Annotated in this window: 17 protein-coding genes; 6 read left to right on the top strand and 11 right to left on the bottom strand. The window is 63.4% G+C overall.

Going from position 1 to position 18,341, the window contains the following annotated elements; translation table 11 throughout:
- Nucleotides 1–153: 153 nt before the first annotated feature.
- Nucleotides 154–807, top strand: a complete 654-nt coding sequence (locus ACW9UL_RS15925) for a TIGR04211 family SH3 domain-containing protein (protein ID WP_021441953.1) — start codon at nt 154–156, stop codon at nt 805–807.
- A 7-nt stretch (nt 808–814) separates the two neighbouring features.
- Here ACW9UL_RS15925 and ubiM read toward each other — a convergent pair whose 3' ends face one another.
- The 3 genes from ubiM to ccoG all read right to left on the bottom strand — a co-directional run bounded on the left by ubiM (nt 815) and on the right by ccoG (nt 5,144).
- A complete protein-coding gene (gene ubiM / locus ACW9UL_RS15920) occupies nt 815–1,987 on the bottom strand; it encodes a 5-demethoxyubiquinol-8 5-hydroxylase UbiM (protein ID WP_457787618.1) in 1,173 nt (390 codons plus the stop codon).
- 127 nt (nt 1,988–2,114) lie between these two features.
- Nucleotides 2,115–3,527: a GntR family transcriptional regulator MpaR gene (gene mapR / locus ACW9UL_RS15915; protein ID WP_457787617.1), complete on the bottom strand. Its 1,413-nt coding sequence runs from the start codon at nt 3,525–3,527 to the stop codon at nt 2,115–2,117.
- 204 nt (nt 3,528–3,731) lie between these two features.
- Nucleotides 3,732–5,144 carry a cytochrome c oxidase accessory protein CcoG gene (gene ccoG, locus ACW9UL_RS15910; RefSeq protein WP_457787616.1) on the bottom strand — a complete coding sequence of 471 codons (1,413 nt, stop codon included), beginning with the start codon at nt 5,142–5,144 and terminating at the stop codon, nt 3,732–3,734.
- Nucleotides 5,145–5,483: 339 nt separating this feature from the next.
- Here ccoG and nirA point away from each other — a divergent pair, with 339 nt between their 5' ends.
- The 5 genes from nirA (at nt 5,484) to ACW9UL_RS15885 (ending at nt 10,615) form a co-directional block, all read left to right on the top strand.
- Nucleotides 5,484–7,151: a nitrite reductase NirA gene (gene nirA / locus ACW9UL_RS15905; RefSeq protein WP_457787615.1), complete on the top strand. Its 1,668-nt coding sequence runs from the start codon at nt 5,484–5,486 to the stop codon at nt 7,149–7,151.
- Complete coding sequence (locus tag ACW9UL_RS15900) at nt 7,148–7,657, top strand: DUF934 domain-containing protein (protein ID WP_457787614.1); 510 nt, start codon at nt 7,148–7,150, stop codon at nt 7,655–7,657. The genes nirA and ACW9UL_RS15900 overlap by 4 nt, the downstream gene beginning before the upstream one ends.
- Before the next feature lie 15 nt (nt 7,658–7,672).
- The gene (locus tag ACW9UL_RS15895) at nt 7,673–8,026 is read left to right on the top strand and encodes a CidA/LrgA family protein (RefSeq protein ID WP_397498198.1); all 354 of its coding nucleotides are present in this window, start codon (nt 7,673–7,675) and stop codon (nt 8,024–8,026) included.
- Complete coding sequence (locus ACW9UL_RS15890) at nt 8,023–8,709, top strand: LrgB family protein (RefSeq protein WP_457787613.1); 687 nt, start codon at nt 8,023–8,025, stop codon at nt 8,707–8,709. The genes ACW9UL_RS15895 and ACW9UL_RS15890 overlap by 4 nt, the downstream gene beginning before the upstream one ends.
- 298 nt (nt 8,710–9,007) lie before the next feature.
- Nucleotides 9,008–10,615, top strand: a complete 1,608-nt coding sequence (locus ACW9UL_RS15885) for a malate:quinone oxidoreductase (RefSeq protein ID WP_457787612.1) — start codon at nt 9,008–9,010, stop codon at nt 10,613–10,615.
- 245 nt (nt 10,616–10,860) lie between these two features.
- Here ACW9UL_RS15885 and plsB read toward each other — a convergent pair whose 3' ends face one another.
- The 8 genes from plsB to ACW9UL_RS15845 form a co-directional block, all read right to left on the bottom strand.
- Nucleotides 10,861–13,344, bottom strand: a complete 2,484-nt coding sequence (gene plsB / locus ACW9UL_RS15880; RefSeq protein ID WP_457787611.1) for a glycerol-3-phosphate 1-O-acyltransferase PlsB — start codon at nt 13,342–13,344, stop codon at nt 10,861–10,863.
- Nucleotides 13,345–13,489: 145 nt separating this feature from the next.
- Nucleotides 13,490–13,861 (bottom strand): hypothetical protein, encoded by a 372-nt coding sequence (locus tag ACW9UL_RS15875; RefSeq protein ID WP_457787610.1) that lies wholly within the window; start codon nt 13,859–13,861, stop codon nt 13,490–13,492.
- Between the two features lie 144 nt (nt 13,862–14,005).
- Nucleotides 14,006–14,395, bottom strand: a complete 390-nt coding sequence (locus tag ACW9UL_RS15870) for a hypothetical protein (protein WP_457787609.1) — start codon at nt 14,393–14,395, stop codon at nt 14,006–14,008.
- 84 nt (nt 14,396–14,479) lie between these two features.
- Nucleotides 14,480–15,190, bottom strand: a complete 711-nt coding sequence (locus tag ACW9UL_RS15865; RefSeq protein WP_457787608.1) for a leucine-rich repeat domain-containing protein — start codon at nt 15,188–15,190, stop codon at nt 14,480–14,482.
- 102 nt (nt 15,191–15,292) lie between these two features.
- Nucleotides 15,293–15,775 carry a hypothetical protein gene (locus ACW9UL_RS15860; RefSeq protein WP_457787607.1) on the bottom strand — a complete coding sequence of 161 codons (483 nt, stop codon included), beginning with the start codon at nt 15,773–15,775 and terminating at the stop codon, nt 15,293–15,295.
- A 16-nt stretch (nt 15,776–15,791) separates the two neighbouring features.
- The gene (locus tag ACW9UL_RS15855) at nt 15,792–16,691 is read right to left on the bottom strand and encodes a hypothetical protein (protein ID WP_457787606.1); all 900 of its coding nucleotides are present in this window, start codon (nt 16,689–16,691) and stop codon (nt 15,792–15,794) included.
- An 83-nt stretch (nt 16,692–16,774) separates the two neighbouring features.
- Nucleotides 16,775–17,254 (bottom strand): GNAT family N-acetyltransferase, encoded by a 480-nt coding sequence (locus ACW9UL_RS15850; RefSeq protein WP_457787605.1) that lies wholly within the window; start codon nt 17,252–17,254, stop codon nt 16,775–16,777.
- Between the two features lie 84 nt (nt 17,255–17,338).
- The gene (locus ACW9UL_RS15845) at nt 17,339–17,971 is read right to left on the bottom strand and encodes a DUF6988 family protein (protein ID WP_457787604.1); all 633 of its coding nucleotides are present in this window, start codon (nt 17,969–17,971) and stop codon (nt 17,339–17,341) included.
- Nucleotides 17,972–18,341 lie beyond the last annotated feature (370 nt).

Here is an 18,341-nt window from a genome sequence, read left to right as displayed (position 1 = left end):
CCGGGGCGGCGCGGGTGGCCATTGGCCGGCTGGCTGAAGGCCTCCTCAGCGCGCCTCCGGTACCTCCGCTGCAGCCCATGGCGCTGCCTGTGGCCGACCTCGCACCGCGCCCGCCCGGCGGGCTTCGTTTTCGTCGCCACGTGAAGATCGCCCATGTCCCTATCCCGTCATTTCCCCGTTATTTCGACTCGACCCTTCGCCGCCTGTCTGTTCGGCGGTCTGCTGGCGCTCGCCCCTGCGGCGCAGGCCGAGGAGGCCGGCAATGCGCGCTGGGTCAGCGACAGCCTGAACACCTACGTGCGCAGCGGGCCGACCGACGGTTACCGCATCGTCGGCACGCTGAGTTCCGGGCAGAAGGTCGAGCTGCTGCGCAGCCAGGGCGATTACAGCCAGGTGCGCGCGGAGAACGGCAACGCCGTGTGGATTCCCAGCCGCGACCTGCAGGCCGTGCCCGGCCAGGCCGAGCGCCTGCCGCAGCTGGAGCAGCAGGTGGCCGAGTTGTCCGCCGAGCTGAAAGGCATCGACGACGCCTGGAAGGCCCGCGTGCAGGGCATGCAGGAGACCCTGGACTCGCGCAAGCAACTGATCGACGAGCTGCAGGCAGCCCGCAGCGCGCTGGACAGCGAGTTGACCACGGCCCGCGCCGAGTTGCGCGATGCCCAGGCGCAGCTGGGCGAGGAGCAGCAGCAGGTGCTGATGCGCTACATGGTCTACGGCGGCGGTATCGCCGGCGCCGGGCTGCTGCTCGGGCTGATCCTGCCGACCATGCTGCGGGTCAAGCGCAAGCGCAACGATCAGTGGTTCTGAGCCCGGCTCAGGTGCGCGCCGTCAGGTGCCGGGCGATGCCGCTCTGCAACGGCCGCAGCCCCTGCGCCAGGCGCAGCCCGGCGCCGCGCAGCAGGCGCACGGGCAGGCGGTCGTCGGTGTACAGCTCCACCAGCAGATTGGTGGCCTGGTACAGCGGCCAGGTGGCCAGGCGCTGCCGGCGTTCGTAGCGCGCCAGCAGATCGCCTGCGCCGAGGTCCTGGCGCTTGCGCTGCGCGGCCAGCAGCAGTTCGCTCAGCCGCTGCACGCTGCCCAGGCCGAAGTTGAAGCCATGCGCGGTGACCGGATGCATGCCCACGGCGGCGTCGCCGATCAGCGCGCAGCGCCGGCCCACCATGCGCCGCGCGTAGGCGCCGACCAGCGGGTAGGCGTGGCGGCTGCTGACCAGCCGCATGGCGCCCAGGCGGCGCTCGAAGCGCCGTTCCATCTCCCGGGCGAAGGCCGTCTCGTCGAGCCCTTGCAGGCGTTCGATCTGCCGTGGCGGCAGGGTCAGCACCACCGACGACTGGCGGCCATTGAGCGGCAGCAGGGCCAGGGTCTGGCCGTAGCCGAACCACTCCCAAGCCACCTGCTGGTGATCGCGCTCGTGCTGCATGCGGCACACCAGCATGCTCTTGCCGAAGTCCTTGAGCTGGGCGCCGATGCCGAGCTGGCGGCGGGTCTCCGAGAAGCGGCTGTCGGCAGCCACCAGCAGACGGGTTTTCAGTAACTGACCGTCCTCAAGAACCAGCTCCACCTCGCGTTCGCGCTGGCAGATGGCGCGCACGCTCGCCTCACAGCGCAATTGCACATCGGCGCATTCGCCCACGGCCTGGTAGGCGGCCCGGCGGATCGCCTGGTTGGCCACCAGATGCCCGAGGCGCTCGGCGCCGGCCTGCTCGGCGCGGATCTGCAGGGCGAACAGCGAGGGGCCGTCGAACACCTGGGCGTCGCGCAGCACGGCGATGGCCTCGGCCGGCAGGCGCGCCCACAGGCCGAGGCGTTCGAGCAGCGCCTGCGAGGCCTGGGTCAGGGCGATCTCGCGACCGTCGAAGGCCGGCGCTGCCAGCGCCTGCTCGGCCTGGCGCTCCAGCACCACGACGGCCAGGCCCTGGCCGGACAGGGCGCGGGCCAGGCACAAACCGGCCGGGCCGGCGCCGATGATGGCGACATCGAAGGTCATGCTGCTGCGCTCCGTGCGGATTCGGGAGCGAGTGAGTCTAGGCGGGGGCGTGGCGGCAAATATTGTCCCGGGTCATGCCGAGCTGTGTTCGGCCAACAACATCCGGGCTACGGAACATGGTCGCTTGTCAGAGCAACCCCGCCACCAGCCGGCCGAGCACCTCCATGGCCTGTTCGCTGCGCGCGTCCCAGGGGTGGCCGTGGTTCAGGCGGGCGCAGTGACGAAAGCCCTGGCTGGCGGAGAAGATCGGTCCCGGCGCCAGGCTGATGCCCTGGGCCAGCGCCAGGCGCAGCAGTTGCAGGGAGTCCAACCGTTCGGGGAATTCGAACCAGAGAAAATAACCGCCGGCCGGCCGCGTCACCCGCGTGCTGGCGGGAAAATGCCGGGCGGCGGAGGCGAGCATGGCGCCCTGCTGCATTTCCAGGGCGTGGCGCAGCTTGCGCAGGTGGCGGTCGTAGCCGCCGTGCTGCAGGTAGTCGGCGATGGCCGCCTGGGCCGGCACCGAGGGCGAGATGGTGGTCATCAGCTTGAGCCGGGCGATCTGCTCGGCGTAGCGCCCGCCGGCCACCCAGCCGACCCGGTAGCCGGGTGCCAGGCTCTTGGAGAACGAGCCGCAGTGCATCACCAGGCCTTCGCGGTCGAAGCTCTTCACCGGCTTGGGCGGCTGGCTGGCGAAGTACAGCTCGGCGTAGACGTCGTCCTCGATCAGCGGCACCTGGTGGCGCACCAGCAGCTCGTACAGCGCCTGTTTCTTCGCCTCGCTCATGCTCGCGCCGAGCGGGTTCTGCAGGCTGCTCATGAACCAGCAGGCCTTGATCGGCAGGCGCTGCAGGCTGTCGGTCAGCGCCGCCAGGTCGATGCCTTCGCGCGGGTGCACGGGAATTTCCACCGCCTTGAGCTTGAGCCGCTCCAGCACCTGCAGGCAGGCGTAGAAGGCCGGCGACTCGATGGCCACCAGGTCGCCCGGCTGGGTGACGCACTGCAGGCAGAGGTTGAGCGCCTCCATGGCGCCGTTGCTGATCACCAGCTCCTCCATCGGCAGCATCACCCCGCTGACCATGTAGCGCAGGGCGATCTGCCGACGCAGGTCGGGGTTGCCGGCGGTCATGTCGGCGATCACCGCGTGCGGCGACAGCTCGCGCAGGGCGTGTGCCATGCTGCGCGCCAGGCGCGGCAGGGGGAACAGGTCGGGGCTGGGGAAGGCCGAACCGAAGGGCACGGTGTCAGGGTCTTTCAGCGAGGCGAGCACGGAGAACACCAGTTCGCTGACGTCCACCTCGGTGGTCTGCGCGGCGCGCACGGCCGCTTCCGGCTCGTGCAGCGGGCGCTGCGCGTGTTCGCGGACGAAGTAGCCGGAGCGGGCGCGGGCCTGGATCAGGCCGCGATCCTCCAGCAGGTAGTAGGCCTGGAACACGGTGGACGGGCTGACCCCGTAGGTGCGGCTGGCGTGGCGCACCGAGGGCACCTTCTCGCCTGGGGCGAGCACGCCGCTGCGGATTAGCTCGGCGATCTCGTCGGCGAATTTCTCGTAGCGTTTCATCCTGTCCTGGTTCACCGGTGCAAGGGGTACGGGCGAACACTTTACGGGGTGAACGGCGGACATGGCAGGGCCTCGTGAGTCGTTCGGGCGGGACCGTGGGGCGTGCTGGGCGAATCGCGGATCAATCCGCGCCTACAGGGTAGGTGTAGCCCGGGTGCCATCCGCGCAGCGGACGGCCCCGGATGGCATCCGGGCTAGAAGGTTTCAGCGCAGCGGGGCGAGGAAGGTGCTGCGGGTGGCGACGCGGCTGTCCGGCTCGGCTTGGTCGGTCACCTCGAACTGCAGGTGCTGCGGGCCGGCGCCATTGCGCGTGGCGGTCAGGGCCACGCTGACCGGCAGGTCGCGGATCTCGCCGGCTGCCAGATGCAGCGTGCTCGGCCCATGCAGCTCGAAGTCGCCCGGCTCGACCAGGGCGATATTGTAGCTGCGCGCCTGCTGGGTCTTGTTGATGATCTTCAGGCTGTAGATGTTCTCGATCTGGCCCAGGGCGTTCTCGCGGTACAGGCCGCGGTCGCGGGTCACGTCCAGCGACAGCAGCGGGCGCTCGGCCAGGGCCCAGGCGAAGGCGCCGATCATCAGCGCCAGCATCGCCGCATGGCCGACCAGGTTGGGCCGCAGCCAGCGGGTCTTGCCGCCGGCCAGCTCGCGCTCGGAGCCGTAGCGCACCAGGCCGCGGGCATAGCCGAGCTTGTCCATCACGCTGTCGCAGGCGTCGATGCAGGCGCCGCAGCCGATGCAGTCCAGTTGCAGGCCATCGCGGATGTCGATGCCGGTGGGGCAGACCTGTACGCACATGGTGCAGTCGATGCAGTCGCCCAGGCCTTCGGCCTTGTAGTCGGCGTCCTTGCGGCGCGGCCCGCGGCTCTCGCCGCGGGCGGCGTCGTAGGAGACGATCAGCGTGTCGCGGTCGAACATCACGCTCTGAAAGCGCGAGTAGGGGCACATGTCGCGGCACACCTTCTCGCGCAGCCAGCCGGCGTTGATATAGGTGGCGGCGGTGAAGAACAGCACCCAGAAGGCCGTGGTGGCGCCGACCTCGAGGGTCGCCAGGTCCAGGGTCAGCTGGCGAATCGGGGTGAAGTAGCCGACGAAGGCCAGCGCGGTGACCAGGCTCACCGCCAGCCACAGGCCGTGCTTGGCGCCGCGGCGCAGGATCTTTTGCAGCGACCAGGGTGCGGCGTCGAGCTTGATGCGCTGGCCGCGGTCGCCCTCGGTGAGCTGCTCCACGCGCATGAAGATCCAGGTCCACACGCTCTGTGGGCAGGCGTAGCCGCACCAGACGCGCCCGGCCAGCACGGTGATGAAGAACAGGCCGAAGGCGGCGATGATCAGGATGGCCGAGAGCAGGATGAAATCCTGCGGCCAGTAGGTGGCGCCGAAGATATGGAACTGACGCGCGCCCAGATCCCAGAGCACGGCCTGGCGGTCGTTCCAGTCGATCCAGGCGGTGCCGAAGAACAGCAGGAACAGCAGGCCGGCGCCGAGCAGGCGCAGGTTGCGAAAGCGCCCGGTGAAGCTGCGGGTGTGAATCGGCCCGCCGGCCTGGGCCGGCGTCAGGCGGATGGGTTTGGCAGGGTCGATGCTCTCGACGGCCCGCACGGGGATCAGCTCGGTCATGGCGTTGCCCTCATCAGGCGTTAATCAGGCTGGCGCCATGATCCGAGGCGAACTGTTTGCGAAACAGTCTCAGGTTTTCGTTAAAAAAGCGGATCAGATGCGGCCGGTGGACGCCGGAAAAACTGCCTGACAGGTCTCCAGGCCACGCCACCTCTGGCTCCTGTGGATCTCAGCCTGAGCGCTACAGGCCTCGGCCTGCGACATCGCGCCGCGCCAATCTCCGGTAAGCCGCAGCCTTCTTTCGCTTATCTGATCTGGTTTTTTTAGGCTTTTCTGGCGCTGTTTTCGAAACACGTCCGGCAGGCATAGTCGACGCCCGTGATCAGGAGGCCTGCCGGCATGTACCAATACGACGATTATGACCGTGCGCTGGTGCGCGAGCGCGTCGCCCAGTTCCGCGACCAGGTACAGCGGCGCCTGGAAGGCGAGCTGAGCGAAGAGGAGTTCCTGCCGCTGCGCCTGCAGAACGGCCTGTACCTGCAGAAGCATGCCTACATGCTGCGCGTGGCGATCCCCTACGGCACCCTGTCGGCCAAGCAGATGCGCGCGCTGGCGCATATCGCCCGCGCCTACGACCGCGGTTATGGCCACTTCACCACGCGGCAGAACATCCAGTTCAACTGGATCGAGCTCGAGCGCGTGGCGGACATCCTCGACTGGCTGGCCGAGCACGACATGCACGCCATCCAGACCTCCGGCAACTGCGTGCGCAACATCACCACCGAAGCCTTCGCCGGCGTTGCCGCCGACGAGTACCTCGACCCGCGTCCGCTGGCCGAGATCCTTCGCCAGTGGTCGACGGTCAACCCGGAATTCCTCTTCCTGCCGCGCAAGTTCAAGATCGCCCTGTGCGCCGCCGCCGAGGATCGCGCGGCGATCCAGGTGCACGATATCGGCCTGCAGCTGCATCGCGACGAGGCCGGTGCGTTGCGCCTGCGGGTGCTGGTCGGCGGCGGCCTGGGGCGCACGCCGATCATCGCCCAGACCCTGCGCGAGGGGCTGCACTGGCAGGACTGCCTGTCCTACGTCGAGGCCATCCTGCGCGTGTACAACCGCCACGGCCGGCGCGACAACAAGTACAAGGCGCGGATCAAGATCCTGGTCAAGGCGCTCGGCATCGAGGCCTTCGCCGCCGAGGTGGAGCGCGAGTGGCAGTCGATCAAGGACGGCCCGGCGCGGCTCACCGATGAGGAATACCGGCGCGTCGCCGCCTCCTTCCACAAGCCGGCCTATGCCGAGCTGGCCGATGCCGATATCGACTTTGGCACCCAGCTGGCGCGCGACGCGGACTTCGCCCGCTGGGTGTCGCGCAACGTCATGGCGCATCAGGTGCCCGGTTACGCCAGCGTGGTGCTGTCGACCAAACCCGGCATCAGCGCGCCGCCCGGCGACGTCAGCGCCGAGCAGATGGAGGCGCTGGCCGACTGGAGCGAGCGCTACGGTTTCGGCGAGATTCGCGTGGCCCACGAACAGAACCTGGTGCTGCCCGACGTGCGCAAGCGCGATCTCCATGCGCTGTGGCTGGAGGCTCGGGCGGCCGGGCTGGGCACCGCCAACGCCGGCCTGCTCACCGACATCATCGCCTGCCCGGGCGGCGACTTCTGCTCGCTGGCCAACGCCAAGTCGATCCCCATCGCCCAGGCCATCCAGCAGCGCTTCGACGACCTCGACTACCTGCACGACCTGGGCGATATCAGCCTGAACATCTCCGGCTGCATGAACGCCTGCGGCCACCACCATATCGGCAACGTCGGCATCCTCGGCGTCGACAAGAACGGCAGCGAGTGGTACCAGCTCACCCTCGGCGGCAGCCAGGGCCGGCAGGCGGCGCTGGGCAAGGTGATCGGCCCGGCGTTCGCCGCCGAGCAGGTGCCCGAGGTGATCGAGCGCATCGTGCAGACCTACGTCGACTACCGCGAGCTGAACGAAGGCTTTCTCGACACCTTCCAGCGCATCGGCCTGGAGCCGTTCAAGGAGCGCATCTACGCCCGGGAGGCGGTGGCATGAACAATCTGATCCGCCTGGTCGAGGGCCAGGCCCGCATCGTCACCGACGACCCCTGGCAACTGCATGACGCCGACAGCGCTGGCGTGGCGCCGTTGATCCTGCCGCTGGCCGTCTGGCGCGAACGGCAGTCGGCCGAAGTGCTGCAGGGCAGGGCGGCGAGCGCCGACGGCCTGCTGTTGCAGGTGGACGACGAGCCGGAAGACCTGCAGCCGTTTCTCGCCAGCCTGCCGCTGATCGCCATCGACTTCCCCAGCTTCCGCGACGGCCGCGGCTACAGCCAGGCCTACCTGCTGCGCACCCGTCTGGGCTGGCGCGGCGAACTGCGCGCGGTGGGCGATGTGCTGCGCGACCAGCTGGCGCATATGCGCCAGTGCGGTTTCGACGCCTTCGCCGTGCGCGCCGACAAGTCGCTGGAGGATGCACTCAAGGGCCTGGCCGGGCTCAGTGTGTTGTATGGTCGTTCGGCCATCGAGCCGCGTCCGCTGTTTCGCCGGGGGCGCAATTAAGGAGGAGTCGAGATCATGATGTTGCGAGGCCTGTTCTGGCTGGTGGTGCTGCAGTTGTTGGGCGTGGCCCTGAACCAGTGGCTGCTGCCGATGCTGCCGGGCTCGATCATCGGCCTGCTGCTGCTGTCGGCCTGGCTGATGTGGCGCGGCGCGGTGCCCGAGCCGCTGCAGCAGGCGGCGAATGGCCTGTTGCCCTACCTGCCGTTGCTGCTGGCGGTGCCGGCCGCCGGGATCATGACCAGCAGCGAGCTGCTGCTGGCCGAGCTGCCGGTGATCGCCACGGCCCTGGTGCTGTCGCTGCTGGTCACCGTGCCGTTCTGCGGCTGGCTGCTGCAGACCCTGATCCGCCGCCAGGAGCGTCAGCGATGAATGCCCTGGCCGCGCATCCGGTGTTCGCCATCGGCCTGACCCTGGCGGCCTTTCTGATTGCCGCCTGGCTGTATCGGCGCAGCGGCTGGCTGCTGCTGCAGCCGGTGCTGGTGTCGGTGACGCTGATCGTCGCCACCCTGCTGCTGTGCGGGGTGGATTACGCCACCTACCGCGCCGGCGCCGAGCCCATCGCCTGGCTGCTCGGCCCGGCCACCCTGGCCCTGGCGGTGCCGCTGCAGCACAACATCAAGCGCATTCGCCAGCTGTTCTGGCCGATCATGCTCACCCTGCTGGCCGGCGGCGTGCTGTCGGTGACGCTGACCCTGGCCATCGGCTGGGCGCTGGGCGCCGACTGGGTGGTGTTGATGAGCCTGGCGCCGAAATCGGTGACCATGCCGATCGCCATGCCGGTGGCCGAACAGATCGGCGGCATCGCCTCGCTGGCGGCGGTGCTGGTGATGCTCACCGGGGTGATCGGCACCGCGCTCGGCCCCTGGCTGCTGCGCTGGGCCAGGGTCGAGCACCCGGCTGCCCGAGGCCTCAGCTACGGCATCAATGCCCATGCCATCGGCACCGCCCATGCCCTGCAGGAAGGCGAGGAGTGCGGCGCCTTCGCCGCCCTGGCCATGAGCCTGCTGGGGATCGCCACGGCGCTGCTGTTGCCCCTGCTGCTGTCCAGCTGAGGCGCGGGGCGGAATCCCGCCACCGGCGCCGCGCGGGCCCGCCGCCTTTGGCGAGAACTCGCCACCGCATCGTGCCTCCCGGTGCGCGGCGAGGCCCGATCCAGCGCTGAATCCTTTCAGCGGCACGCATATTGCTCCTGCCGGCGGCACGAGCGGAATACGCCCGCCAAGAGGCCTGGAACACCCTTCCTCCCGCCGCGCCGCCGATCGGCGGCCATCGCCCATGGGCGGCCCATACGGCTGCCACCCGAAACCTTGCCTGCACGGCCCGCCGTCGTGCACACCACTGGACTGTGCCATGAAGAAAATCCTGCTGACGCTGCTCTGTCTCAGCGTGATCGGTTGCTCCAAGCCCCGCGAGCCCGAGAAAACCGTCGATGTCCTGCTGATCGGCGCCGGCGTGATGAGCGCCACCCTCGGCACCTACCTCAACGAGCTGGAGCCGGACTGGAGCATCGACATCTACGAGCGCCTCGACCGCGTCGCCGGCGAGAGCTCCAACGCCTGGAACAACGCCGGCACCGGCCACTCGGCGTTCTGCGAACTGAACTACACCCCGGAAACCGCCGACGGCGGCATCGACATCGGCAAGGCGGTGGCGATCAACGAATCCTTCGAGATCTCCAAGCAGTTCTGGGCCTACCAGGTCGAGCGCGAGGTGCTGAGCAAGCCCAAGAGCTTCATCAACAACACCCCGCACATGAGCTTCGTCTGGGGCGAGGACAACATCGAATACCTGCGCAAGCGCCATGCCGCGCTCGAGCACAGCAACCTGTTCCGCGGCATGGAGTTCAGCGAGGATCACGCGCAGATCGCCCAGTGGGCGCCGCTGGTCATGCAGGGCCGTGACCAGGGCCAACCCGTCGCCGCCACCCGCATGGCGATCGGCACCGACGTCAACTTCGGCGAGATCACCCGCCAACTGATCGACTCGCTGATCGCCAAGGACCAGGCGCGCCTGCACCTGGAACACGAGGTGCGCGACCTGCGGCGCAACGCTGACGGCAGCTGGACCGTGGTGGTCGCCGACCTGGCCAACGATGGCGCCGAGAGCAGCGTCAAGGCGCGCTTCGTGTTCATCGGCGCCGGCGGCGGCGCGCTCAAGCTGCTGCAGCAATCAGGTATCGAAGAGGCCAAGGGCTACGCTGGCTTCCCGGTCGGCGGCCAGTTCCTGATGACGCGCAACCCCGAGATCGTCGCCCAGCACAAGGCCAAGGTGTACGGCAAGGCCTCGGTCGGCTCGCCGCCGATGTCCGTGCCGCACCTGGACACCCGCGTGATCGGCGACGAGACCGTGCTGCTGTTCGGCCCCTTTGCCACCTTCTCCACCAAGTTCCTGAAACATGGCTCGCTGCTCGACTTGTTCGGCAGCATGACCAGCGACAACTTCCTGCCGCTGGCCAATGCCGGTATGGACAACATCCCGCTGAGCACCTACCTGATCGGCCAGCTGATGCTCAGCCAGGAAGACCGCATGGCCTCGCTGCGCGAATACTTCCCGGAGGCCAAGAGCGAGGACTGGGAGCTGATCCAGGCCGGCCAGCGCGTGCAGATCATCAAGAAGGATGCCGAGAAGGGCGGCGTGCTGCAGTTCGGCACCGAGGTGGTGACTTCCGCCGACGGCAGCATCAGCGCGCTACTCGGCGCCTCGCCGGGTGCCTCCACCGCCGCGCCGATCATGCTGCAGCTGATCGAGAAGGCCTTCGCCGAGCAGGTCGCCAGCCCCGCGTGGCAGGCGCGCCTGCAGCAGATCATCCCGTCCTACGGGCAGAAGCTGAACGACGACCTGGCGCTGACCAACCGCGTGCGCCAGTGGAGCAGCGAACGCCTCGAGCTGCAGCACATCGAAGTGGCGCCGGACGTGCAAGTGGCCGCCGAGCCGAAGCCGGCGGCGGTGACCTTGTAAGGCCTTTCACGCGGTAAAGAGAACCCGCCCTGCGCCTCGCGCACGGCGGGTTTTGTTTGGCCTACGAACCTGTGGCGGCTAAAGCCCCTCCTACGGGTGGGGTGGACGCCGTGGGAGGGGCTTTAGCCGCGATTGCCGGTCGGCGCGTAGGCTGGATCACGCTTCACCGATCCACCGCCCTGGTGGAGGTAAAAGGCGGCAGCCACCCTGGGGGTTCTGCCATAGCGCGCCCTACGACGCGACAATCACGGCGCTGCCGGCTCGTCCTCGTTGCGATCCAGCGCCACCTGGCGGATCGACAGGCGAATCTCCGCCGGCAGCACGCGCTTGGCGGCGCCTTCGGCCAGTTCGCTGAGCAGCGGGTGGTGGCTGAGCTTGCCTGCTTCGTCCTGACGCAGCACGCCCTGGTCCAGCAGGCTCTGGATGAAGTGGCGGAACAGGCTCTTGTCGAAGAACTCCGGCGCATTCAGGCCATGCAGGATCGACAGGCGCTGGGCCATCACCGTGCACAGGTCTTCCAGCTCCTCGGCGCTGATCGCGTTCTGCCCGGCGTTGAGCAGCAGGGCGATGGCCATGTAGAAGCGCTGCAGGGTCTGCGCCACCGAGCGCGACAGCAGGGTCAGCAGCACGAACTGGCGCGAGCTGGGCGCCGGGCGCAGGTACACGTCGCCCTCGATCTTCAGCAGGCCCTGCTCGACGAAGGCGGCCAGCCACTGGTCGACCACTTCCTCGAGCTGGTCGCTATCCCAGCGGATAAACAGCTCGGCCTGCAGGTAGGGATAGAGCGCGCCGGTGAAGCGCAGGATCTGCTCGCGGCTGATCCGCGCGCTGCTCTGGAAGAAGCTCGCCAGCAGCGCCGGCAGGGCGAAGATGTGCAGCACGTTGTTGCGGTAGTAGGTCATCAGGACGGCGTTCTGCTCGTCCAGATAGAGGATCTTGCCCAGCGCATCCTTCTGTTCGGCCAGCAGGTCCATGCCCTTGACGTGCTCGATCAGCGCCGCGCCGTCGCCGTCCGGCAATGTGGTGTGCGGCGAGTAGGGCACCGCGCGCAGCAGCGCCAGGTAGAGGTCGAGCACCCGCGCCAGGGCGCGGTCGTCCAGGGCCAGCTTGCTGGTCGACAGCAGCGCCAGCGCCACCAGGTTGACCGGGTTGATCGCCGCCGCCTCGTTGAGGTGACGCGCCACCCGCTCGCCGAGGCGATTGGTCGCCTCGTTCAGCCAGCTCGGGCGGAACTGCGGCGCCAGCTCCTGGCTGCGCCAGTCCGGCTGCTGCTGGTCGAGGAACTCGGCCAGCTTGATCGGCTCGCCGAAGTTCACCGAGACCTGGCCGAAGCGCTGCTTGAGCGCGCCGAGCACCTTGAACAGGTCGAAGATCGACTCCTTCTTCTTGCTCGCGCCGCGCAGCTCGCCCAGGTAGGTGCGCCCCTCCAGCACCCGCTCGTAGCCGATATACACCGGCACGAAAACGATGGGCAGGCGATGCGAGCGCAGGAAGCTGCGCAGGGTGATGGCCAGCATGCCGGTCTTCGGCCGCAGCATGCGCCCGGTGCGCGAGCGGCCGCCCTCGATGAAGTATTCGACCGGGAAGCCCTTGCTGAACAGGGTGTGCAGGTATTCGTTGAACACCGCGGTGTACAGCGGGTTGCCCTTGAAGGTGCGGCGCATGAAGAAGGCGCCGCCGCGGCGCAGCAGGCCACCGATCACCGGCATGTTGAGGTTGATGCCGGCGGCGATGTGCGGTGGCGTCAGGCCGTTGGTGAACAGCAGGTAGGACAGCAGCAGGTAGTCGATATGGCTGCGGTGGCAGGGCACGTAGATCACCTCGTGGCCCTGGGCGATGTCGCGCACGCCCTCGATGTTGTGCACTTTGACGCCGTCGTAGATCTTGTTCCAGAACCAGGAAAGCACCAGTTCGAGGAAGCGGATCACCGTGTAGGTGTAGTCCGAGGCGATCTCGTTGCCGTAGCGCAGCGCCTGCGCCTCGGCCTTCTCCAGGCTGATCTTCTCGCGCTCGGCTTCCTCGGCAATCGCCTGGCGCACCAGCGGGTCGTGCACCAGGCCCTTGACCAGGTTGCGCCGGTGCGACACGTCCGGGCCGATCACCGCGGCCTTCTGGTTGCGGAAATGCACGCGCAGGATGCGATGGACCATGCGCAGGGTGCGTTCCTGGCCCTTGTCCTGTTCGACCAGCTCGCGCAGGTGAATCGGCGTGGAGAACTGCACGCGGGTCTTGCGCCCCAGGATCAGGATGCTCACCAGCCGGCGCAGGCGCCCGGTCACCGCCCAGCTGTCGGCGAACAGCAGCTTCCAGGCGCTGGTCTCACGATCCGGCGACTGCCCCCAGAACACGCTGACCGGCACGATCTGCGCATCGTCCACCGCCTGGCGGGAGAGGGCGGCGACTACCCGATCCAGGGTCGGCGAGATGCCGCGCTTGTCCTGGCGGCCGAACCAATCCGGCTCCGGCGTCAGGTAGAAGAAGGCCGCCGGCTCGACGTGTTCCCCGACCGCCACCGGCAACACCGGGCGCGGCAGGCCGGCCTTGCTGCATTCGCGGTCGACCACCGCCAGGTCGCTCACCGAAGGCTGCTGCAGCACGTAGAACACCGGCTTGCTGCGGTCGAGCTTGAGGGTGAAGGCGGACTGGTTGATGGTTTCCGAGCGTACCCAGAGGTACAGCAGGCGGCGCAGCGCCCCGAAGGCGAGGCGGCGGAAGGGGGAACGGGTCATACGGACTCTGCTTGCATGGCAAAACGAGCGATTGCTCGGGAAGGGCGCTAGTGTGCCGCAAGGGCGCGTGGCGGGCAAAAACTCTCGCGCTGCAGGCCACGCGCAGCGCCTGGGGCGGGCTATCCGCCGCGGGCGAGGCGAGCGCTCAAGCGGCCACTGACAGGCGTTCGCGCCAGCGCCATTCGAGGCCGGCCAGCAGCGCGACGAACAGCGCTTCGCCAACCAGATAAGCCAGGCCCCAGGGGCGCGCCGAGCCGACAAAGCTCGCCGCCAGCCCTAGGCACACCGCCGCCCAGGCCATATTGCCCAGCACCAGCAGCACGATCAGCGCTTGCGGTCGCCGCCGGCTGCGCGCCAGGCTCAGGGAGTAAGCCGCATAGAGCAGATTGACCAGGCCGATCAGGGTCAGCAGCGCCAGGGGCAGCGCCTGCAACTCGCTCAGCCAGTGGCGAAACGTCAGCAGCAGAGCGCCGGCCAGCGCGGCGGCAGCGCCGTCGAGCCACAACAGATACCTCATGCGCGCTTGGCCCCCTCTGCGCGAGCAACAGAATGGCCAGGGCGATGCCCGATGCAAGGCCGGATATACGAGTGCAACCGCGCTGACGACAGTGTCAAAAAGCTATTCCTCACCGCTTGTGGGGGAGAGTCCATATACGAATTGTTAGGGGGCATCATTGCGCCGTAGCCTCCGATCCAAGGCGTAACCAATTGCGCCGCCAATTGCAATTGGCAAGAGAGCATAGATAGGAATGAAGATCAGGCCGATAGCGGCTTGCGCGTCTGCGCTGAGATCTAAGGTGTTGTGCGCCCATGCTAGGAAGCCGAAGCCAAGCAAGCATGGTCCAATTAGTGAACAGGGGCGGAGATACATAAAGCTACATGCAAGGATTGCACCCCATGCAATGGCATTGAACGCCCCCAAAAATAGCCAACTACCAATATCGGTATCCGTGTACTGCTGCAGCCATTCGATGCCGCGAGGCAGGCGTGCCATATAAGGTAATACGAGTCCGAGTAGCACTATCGCGATACGAGCATTGCGCATTCTCATATGTGCCCCCTAAGGTTTGGTCAAGGGGCGGGCTTTAGCCGGTCCCAGTGAGCGGAGCGAACGATTTGAACCAATTGTTAGACCTCATGTTGCCTTCCAATTCTCAGCTTCAAACCAACTACAGTTAAGTTTAGGTTGCGCAGCCGACAGTCGCATAAACTCAGCGTGTGGGAAGAAGCGCGCACACTGTAAAAGTTCGAGTTGGTCAAGAGTGTGGAGCGGTTGAAGCGAATGGTCCTCCACCCGAAGATTTGTTATGAACAGAGCCTTCAGTAGGGTTAGATTGGACAGGGGCTTTAGACATGAAACGCGCATTGGAGTCCACATGCTGCCTTCGACAGCAAGGGATTGAAGTTGAACGAGCTGTGACAATGGTGAAAGGTCATGAACCAACTTTAAATTTTCAATCGCCAAATACTTCAATGATCGCTGAGTAGGAAGCCATGCCAGGTCTTTCAGCTTCGAAGCTCCAACTACTAATAGGCGCCTAAGTTTAGGCAGCGTATTTACGGCGTAAAGATCTTGCGCCGTAACACCTGAAAGGTAAAGAGTATCAAGCGTTTTTATTAAGCAGATTTCCTCTAAGAAATCCTGATTAACGGACGTAGCCCATAAGGTGTGCAAGCCGTCACAGTTACCGATCCCTTTATGTGAATCACCGACCCGCTTGAAGTTGAGATGTGACGTCTTAGATGGGATGTCTGAAGTACGGGTAATTGTCGCAGGCAACAAGTCCCACTCAAATCCAAGCCCTGCCTCTATCCGTTCTTTCTGCGATTGATGATGGATTGTCATAGGGGGCCTAACGTTTGGTTAAGGGGCGGGCTTTAGCCCGTCCCAGTGAGCGAAGCGAACGGTTTGAACCATTTGTTAGGCATTGGGCCTCGATCTGAACCGTTATCTGATTTTTTGCCACGAACCATCAAGGTGTTGGAGTACTTGAGTAAATTTTGAGGTGTCAATTGGGCCGATGTGTGCGACTTCTATTATTGGCATTACATTATGACCATATGCATTATTTCGTTTCCATTGATCTATTAGGTCGATGCCTTCAATTAATGACTCCTGAACTAGCTCTCGATTGATTTCAATCCAGATTTTATTACCGCCGTTATTGTTCATAGGCACAAAGGTAAACCAACTGGCTACATATTTTTCGCTGTACGAGTCCGGGTTGAAATCGGTGAAATCAAAGAGACTAACTCCTCCTAGGGTGCGTACATACGGGTAGTGTTTTGGCCCTTGCGCGGTGCAATATCTGGAAGCATCCGGAATGTTTGGCTCCGGAAGTATGGCACCGGTTTCAAGAATCAGCTCATAGCGTGCGGGCGTAGTAGAGTGCCAGAGTCGATTCAAGAGGATTTGCGGAAACGATGCCATGAAAAATGCCTAACGATTAAGCTAACCGGCGAACAAAAGCGTAGCTTTTGTGAGTCCAGTGAGCGAAGCGAGCGGGGTTGAGCGTATAGTTATACGTAGACTCCTCTTGCTGAGATTTTTGGGTAAGGTCAATTAGCACGGGGAGTTTGATGACACCGGATTGAACTAGCGCGGTAAAAACCAAGATTAGTGTTAGTAAAACCATTCTTTTTTGTAATTTTACTGCTTCGGTGTGACGACGCTCTTCTTCTTCGTAGCGCTCAATTGCACTTATTGCGCTGCCAGTCACCACGTACTCATGATTTATTTGGGATATCTCGCCTGAGTTAACTAGTGACTCTAAATACAGCTCAAGTCTGCGCTCTTGCTCTTCGCGAGCTGGATGTAGGATCCAGTTGATTGAATATAGACCGGTCATGAGTTGATGGAAACTGATTCCTACGTGTGAGCGATCTAACTGGGAGTCCATCATAAACTTTAATAGCTCTATTCTTTTCTTTGTTACTAATTTCTTTTTATTGAAGAAATATTGGCTGATCGAGTCTAGTTTTTTGTGAAGCCAAATTTTTATATAAGCCCATTTGGTTGTGTAATGGAATGCGGCATCGCAGATGCCTTTATAGGTTATTTCGTAAAGCCCGTAATAGTGTGTGATTCTAAGGTTCTTGTTTTCAATCTCTTGGACTGTAAGGGTGGTTTCATTCGCGTAGGAGTTTCCGTCCCATTCCAGTCCTGATATTTGGTCGCCAGAAATTTCAGTAGCTATGAAAAATGGAGACTCATTATTGTCTATGGCTAATACATAACAATTTACATTGGCTCCGGCTGCTCCTGATCTCGGAATGCGAGATTCACAAGCATTTGAAATGAATTTTGGGAACAACCAGTTGGCCAATAATTTCTGGATTTTTCTCATGGCTCGGCCTACGTATAACGTTTGGTTAAGGGGCCGGCTTTAGCCGGTCCCAAGTGAGCGAAGCGAACGGTTTGAACCAGTTGTTAGGCATCAGAACTTGCACTGGTTGCTGAACTGAGTGACTTGCACATGAAGACGCTGAGTGGATGCTCGGGATATGAGCCGAATGCGCCTCGACGCGCATAGCCTTGATTTGTGTAGAACCTCAGTGCCTCCGGTTGATATGGCCCGGTTTCAAGCATGAGCTCTCTGCAGCCTGACTCGTAGGCACTTGCCTCTAGGGTGGCGATGAGTTTCTTTGCAATACCTTTGCCCCTGGCTTCGGGTAGCACATACATGCGCTTGACCTCGCCGTATAAGTCATTCATGACGACAGCGCCACAGCCTAGGGCAGCGTGTTGTTCATCTCTTGCAACGACAAAAAGGACATTGGGTTTGGAGAGTGACGCGAGGTCGAGCGCATAACGCGCCTCTGCCGGATACAGAGAGTCTTGATAAGCATCGAGATCTGCGATGAGAGCTATGACATCCGGCTGATTGGGGGACTCTTGTTCGACGCGCATATTGGATTCTGATGCCTAACGTTTGGTTAAGGGGCCGGCTTTAGCCGGTCCCGAGTGAGCGAAGCGAACGGCTTGAACCAGTTGTTATGAGCAGCCACTCTTATACTCTGGAGAGCAGTCTTCATATTTTTTTTGAATTGCAGGAATTTTTCCTCTTTGCCGCGGGTCGCCAGAAAGTATTACGAGCAACATGCCGACCATTATCGAAACGCCATTAGATATTTTTAGCATCTGAATTAAAAGTGGTTCGGGGTAGCCTTTGCTGTGGCGATTGATTGCATGAATGCCACCGTGAATGAAGGAGCTCAAGGGTTTCCAAGAGTACTCCTTGAATTCAAGAAGCATATCTAATGCTTCTTGAGGTGCCTTGCCTTCCAAGCTTTTGAGCATTTCGCTAAGCATGGGCAATTTGTTGGCTTTTTCTGCGGACTCATTGGTGAGCTCGCACATGAGCTTTGAGATTGCATGGTCAGATGCGGAGTAAAGCAGCCACATTGCCCTTGTGAGAGCTTCATATTGAAGCCGAACTAGCCCTGTGGCGGATGTAAAATTCCCAGTAGCTATTAGCAATTTTGCACTTTCTGCATGTTCAAAAGCGATACTGCACATCACCCTGCTGGATACGATTCTTTCAGATCTATCGTAAGGCGGCAGTGAGATAAATTGTAAAAGCTCACTCTCCAGTTCGGCTGACCTTGAGAGTAGTGAATTGATCACAGTTCTACCTGCTGTTCATAACGTTTGGTTAAGGGGCGGGCTTTAGCCCGTCCCAGCGAGCGGAGCGAGCGATTTGAACCGCTTGTTAGGCAAGCGGTTCGAAGGACGGCAGCAGGGCGCTGATGCGACGCCTTACCTGCTTTTGATTTTTGATGTACTTGCATGCGTTCCTTCGCCTTTTTCTCTGCGGTTTTGAAGCGCCTCAGCGCTGGTACGGTGCTGAGGCCAGCGTGATGACACTGCTCTCTGAATCGACCCTAGTTTCGTAGACACCTTCAAGCCTCATAATGAGGCCCATCAGGAGGTGCCATGAGCAACCAGCGTNCAGCAGCGCTATGCAGCTATCGCCAGTGGAGTTTGAAAAGCGTTA

Source organism: Pseudomonas sp. PL-6, assembly GCF_054110165.1.
Note: the sequence above shows the minus strand (reverse complement) of the source record. Positions and strands in the feature narration are given on the sequence as shown.

What these genes read in the sequence shown, in the direction of transcription:
- ACW9UL_RS15860 (WP_457787607.1), bottom strand. Translation starts at nt 15,775, where the DNA reads ATGGCATCGTTTCCGCAAATCCTCTTGAATCGACTCTGGCACTCTACT.
- ACW9UL_RS15875 (WP_457787610.1), bottom strand. Translation starts at nt 13,861, where the DNA reads ATGAGGTATCTGTTGTGGCTCGACGGCGCTGCCGCCGCGCTGGCCGGC.
- ACW9UL_RS15895 (WP_397498198.1), top strand. Translation starts at nt 7,673, where the DNA reads ATGATGTTGCGAGGCCTGTTCTGGCTGGTGGTGCTGCAGTTGTTGGGC.
- ACW9UL_RS15900 (WP_457787614.1), top strand. Translation starts at nt 7,148, where the DNA reads ATGAACAATCTGATCCGCCTGGTCGAGGGCCAGGCCCGCATCGTCACC.
- ACW9UL_RS15890 (WP_457787613.1), top strand. Translation starts at nt 8,023, where the DNA reads ATGAATGCCCTGGCCGCGCATCCGGTGTTCGCCATCGGCCTGACCCTG.
- ACW9UL_RS15885 (WP_457787612.1), top strand. Translation starts at nt 9,008, where the DNA reads ATGAAGAAAATCCTGCTGACGCTGCTCTGTCTCAGCGTGATCGGTTGC.
- ACW9UL_RS15870 (WP_457787609.1), bottom strand. Translation starts at nt 14,395, where the DNA reads ATGAGAATGCGCAATGCTCGTATCGCGATAGTGCTACTCGGACTCGTA.
- ACW9UL_RS15855 (WP_457787606.1), bottom strand. Translation starts at nt 16,691, where the DNA reads ATGAGAAAAATCCAGAAATTATTGGCCAACTGGTTGTTCCCAAAATTC.
- ACW9UL_RS15925 (WP_021441953.1), top strand. Translation starts at nt 154, where the DNA reads ATGTCCCTATCCCGTCATTTCCCCGTTATTTCGACTCGACCCTTCGCC.
- ACW9UL_RS15865 (WP_457787608.1), bottom strand. Translation starts at nt 15,190, where the DNA reads ATGACAATCCATCATCAATCGCAGAAAGAACGGATAGAGGCAGGGCTT.
- plsB (WP_457787611.1), bottom strand. Translation starts at nt 13,344, where the DNA reads ATGACCCGTTCCCCCTTCCGCCGCCTCGCCTTCGGGGCGCTGCGCCGC.
- nirA (WP_457787615.1), top strand. Translation starts at nt 5,484, where the DNA reads ATGTACCAATACGACGATTATGACCGTGCGCTGGTGCGCGAGCGCGTC.
- mapR (WP_457787617.1), bottom strand. Translation starts at nt 3,527, where the DNA reads ATGAAACGCTACGAGAAATTCGCCGACGAGATCGCCGAGCTAATCCGC.
- ubiM (WP_457787618.1), bottom strand. Translation starts at nt 1,987, where the DNA reads ATGACCTTCGATGTCGCCATCATCGGCGCCGGCCCGGCCGGTTTGTGC.
- ACW9UL_RS15850 (WP_457787605.1), bottom strand. Translation starts at nt 17,254, where the DNA reads ATGCGCGTCGAACAAGAGTCCCCCAATCAGCCGGATGTCATAGCTCTC.
- ccoG (WP_457787616.1), bottom strand. Translation starts at nt 5,144, where the DNA reads ATGACCGAGCTGATCCCCGTGCGGGCCGTCGAGAGCATCGACCCTGCC.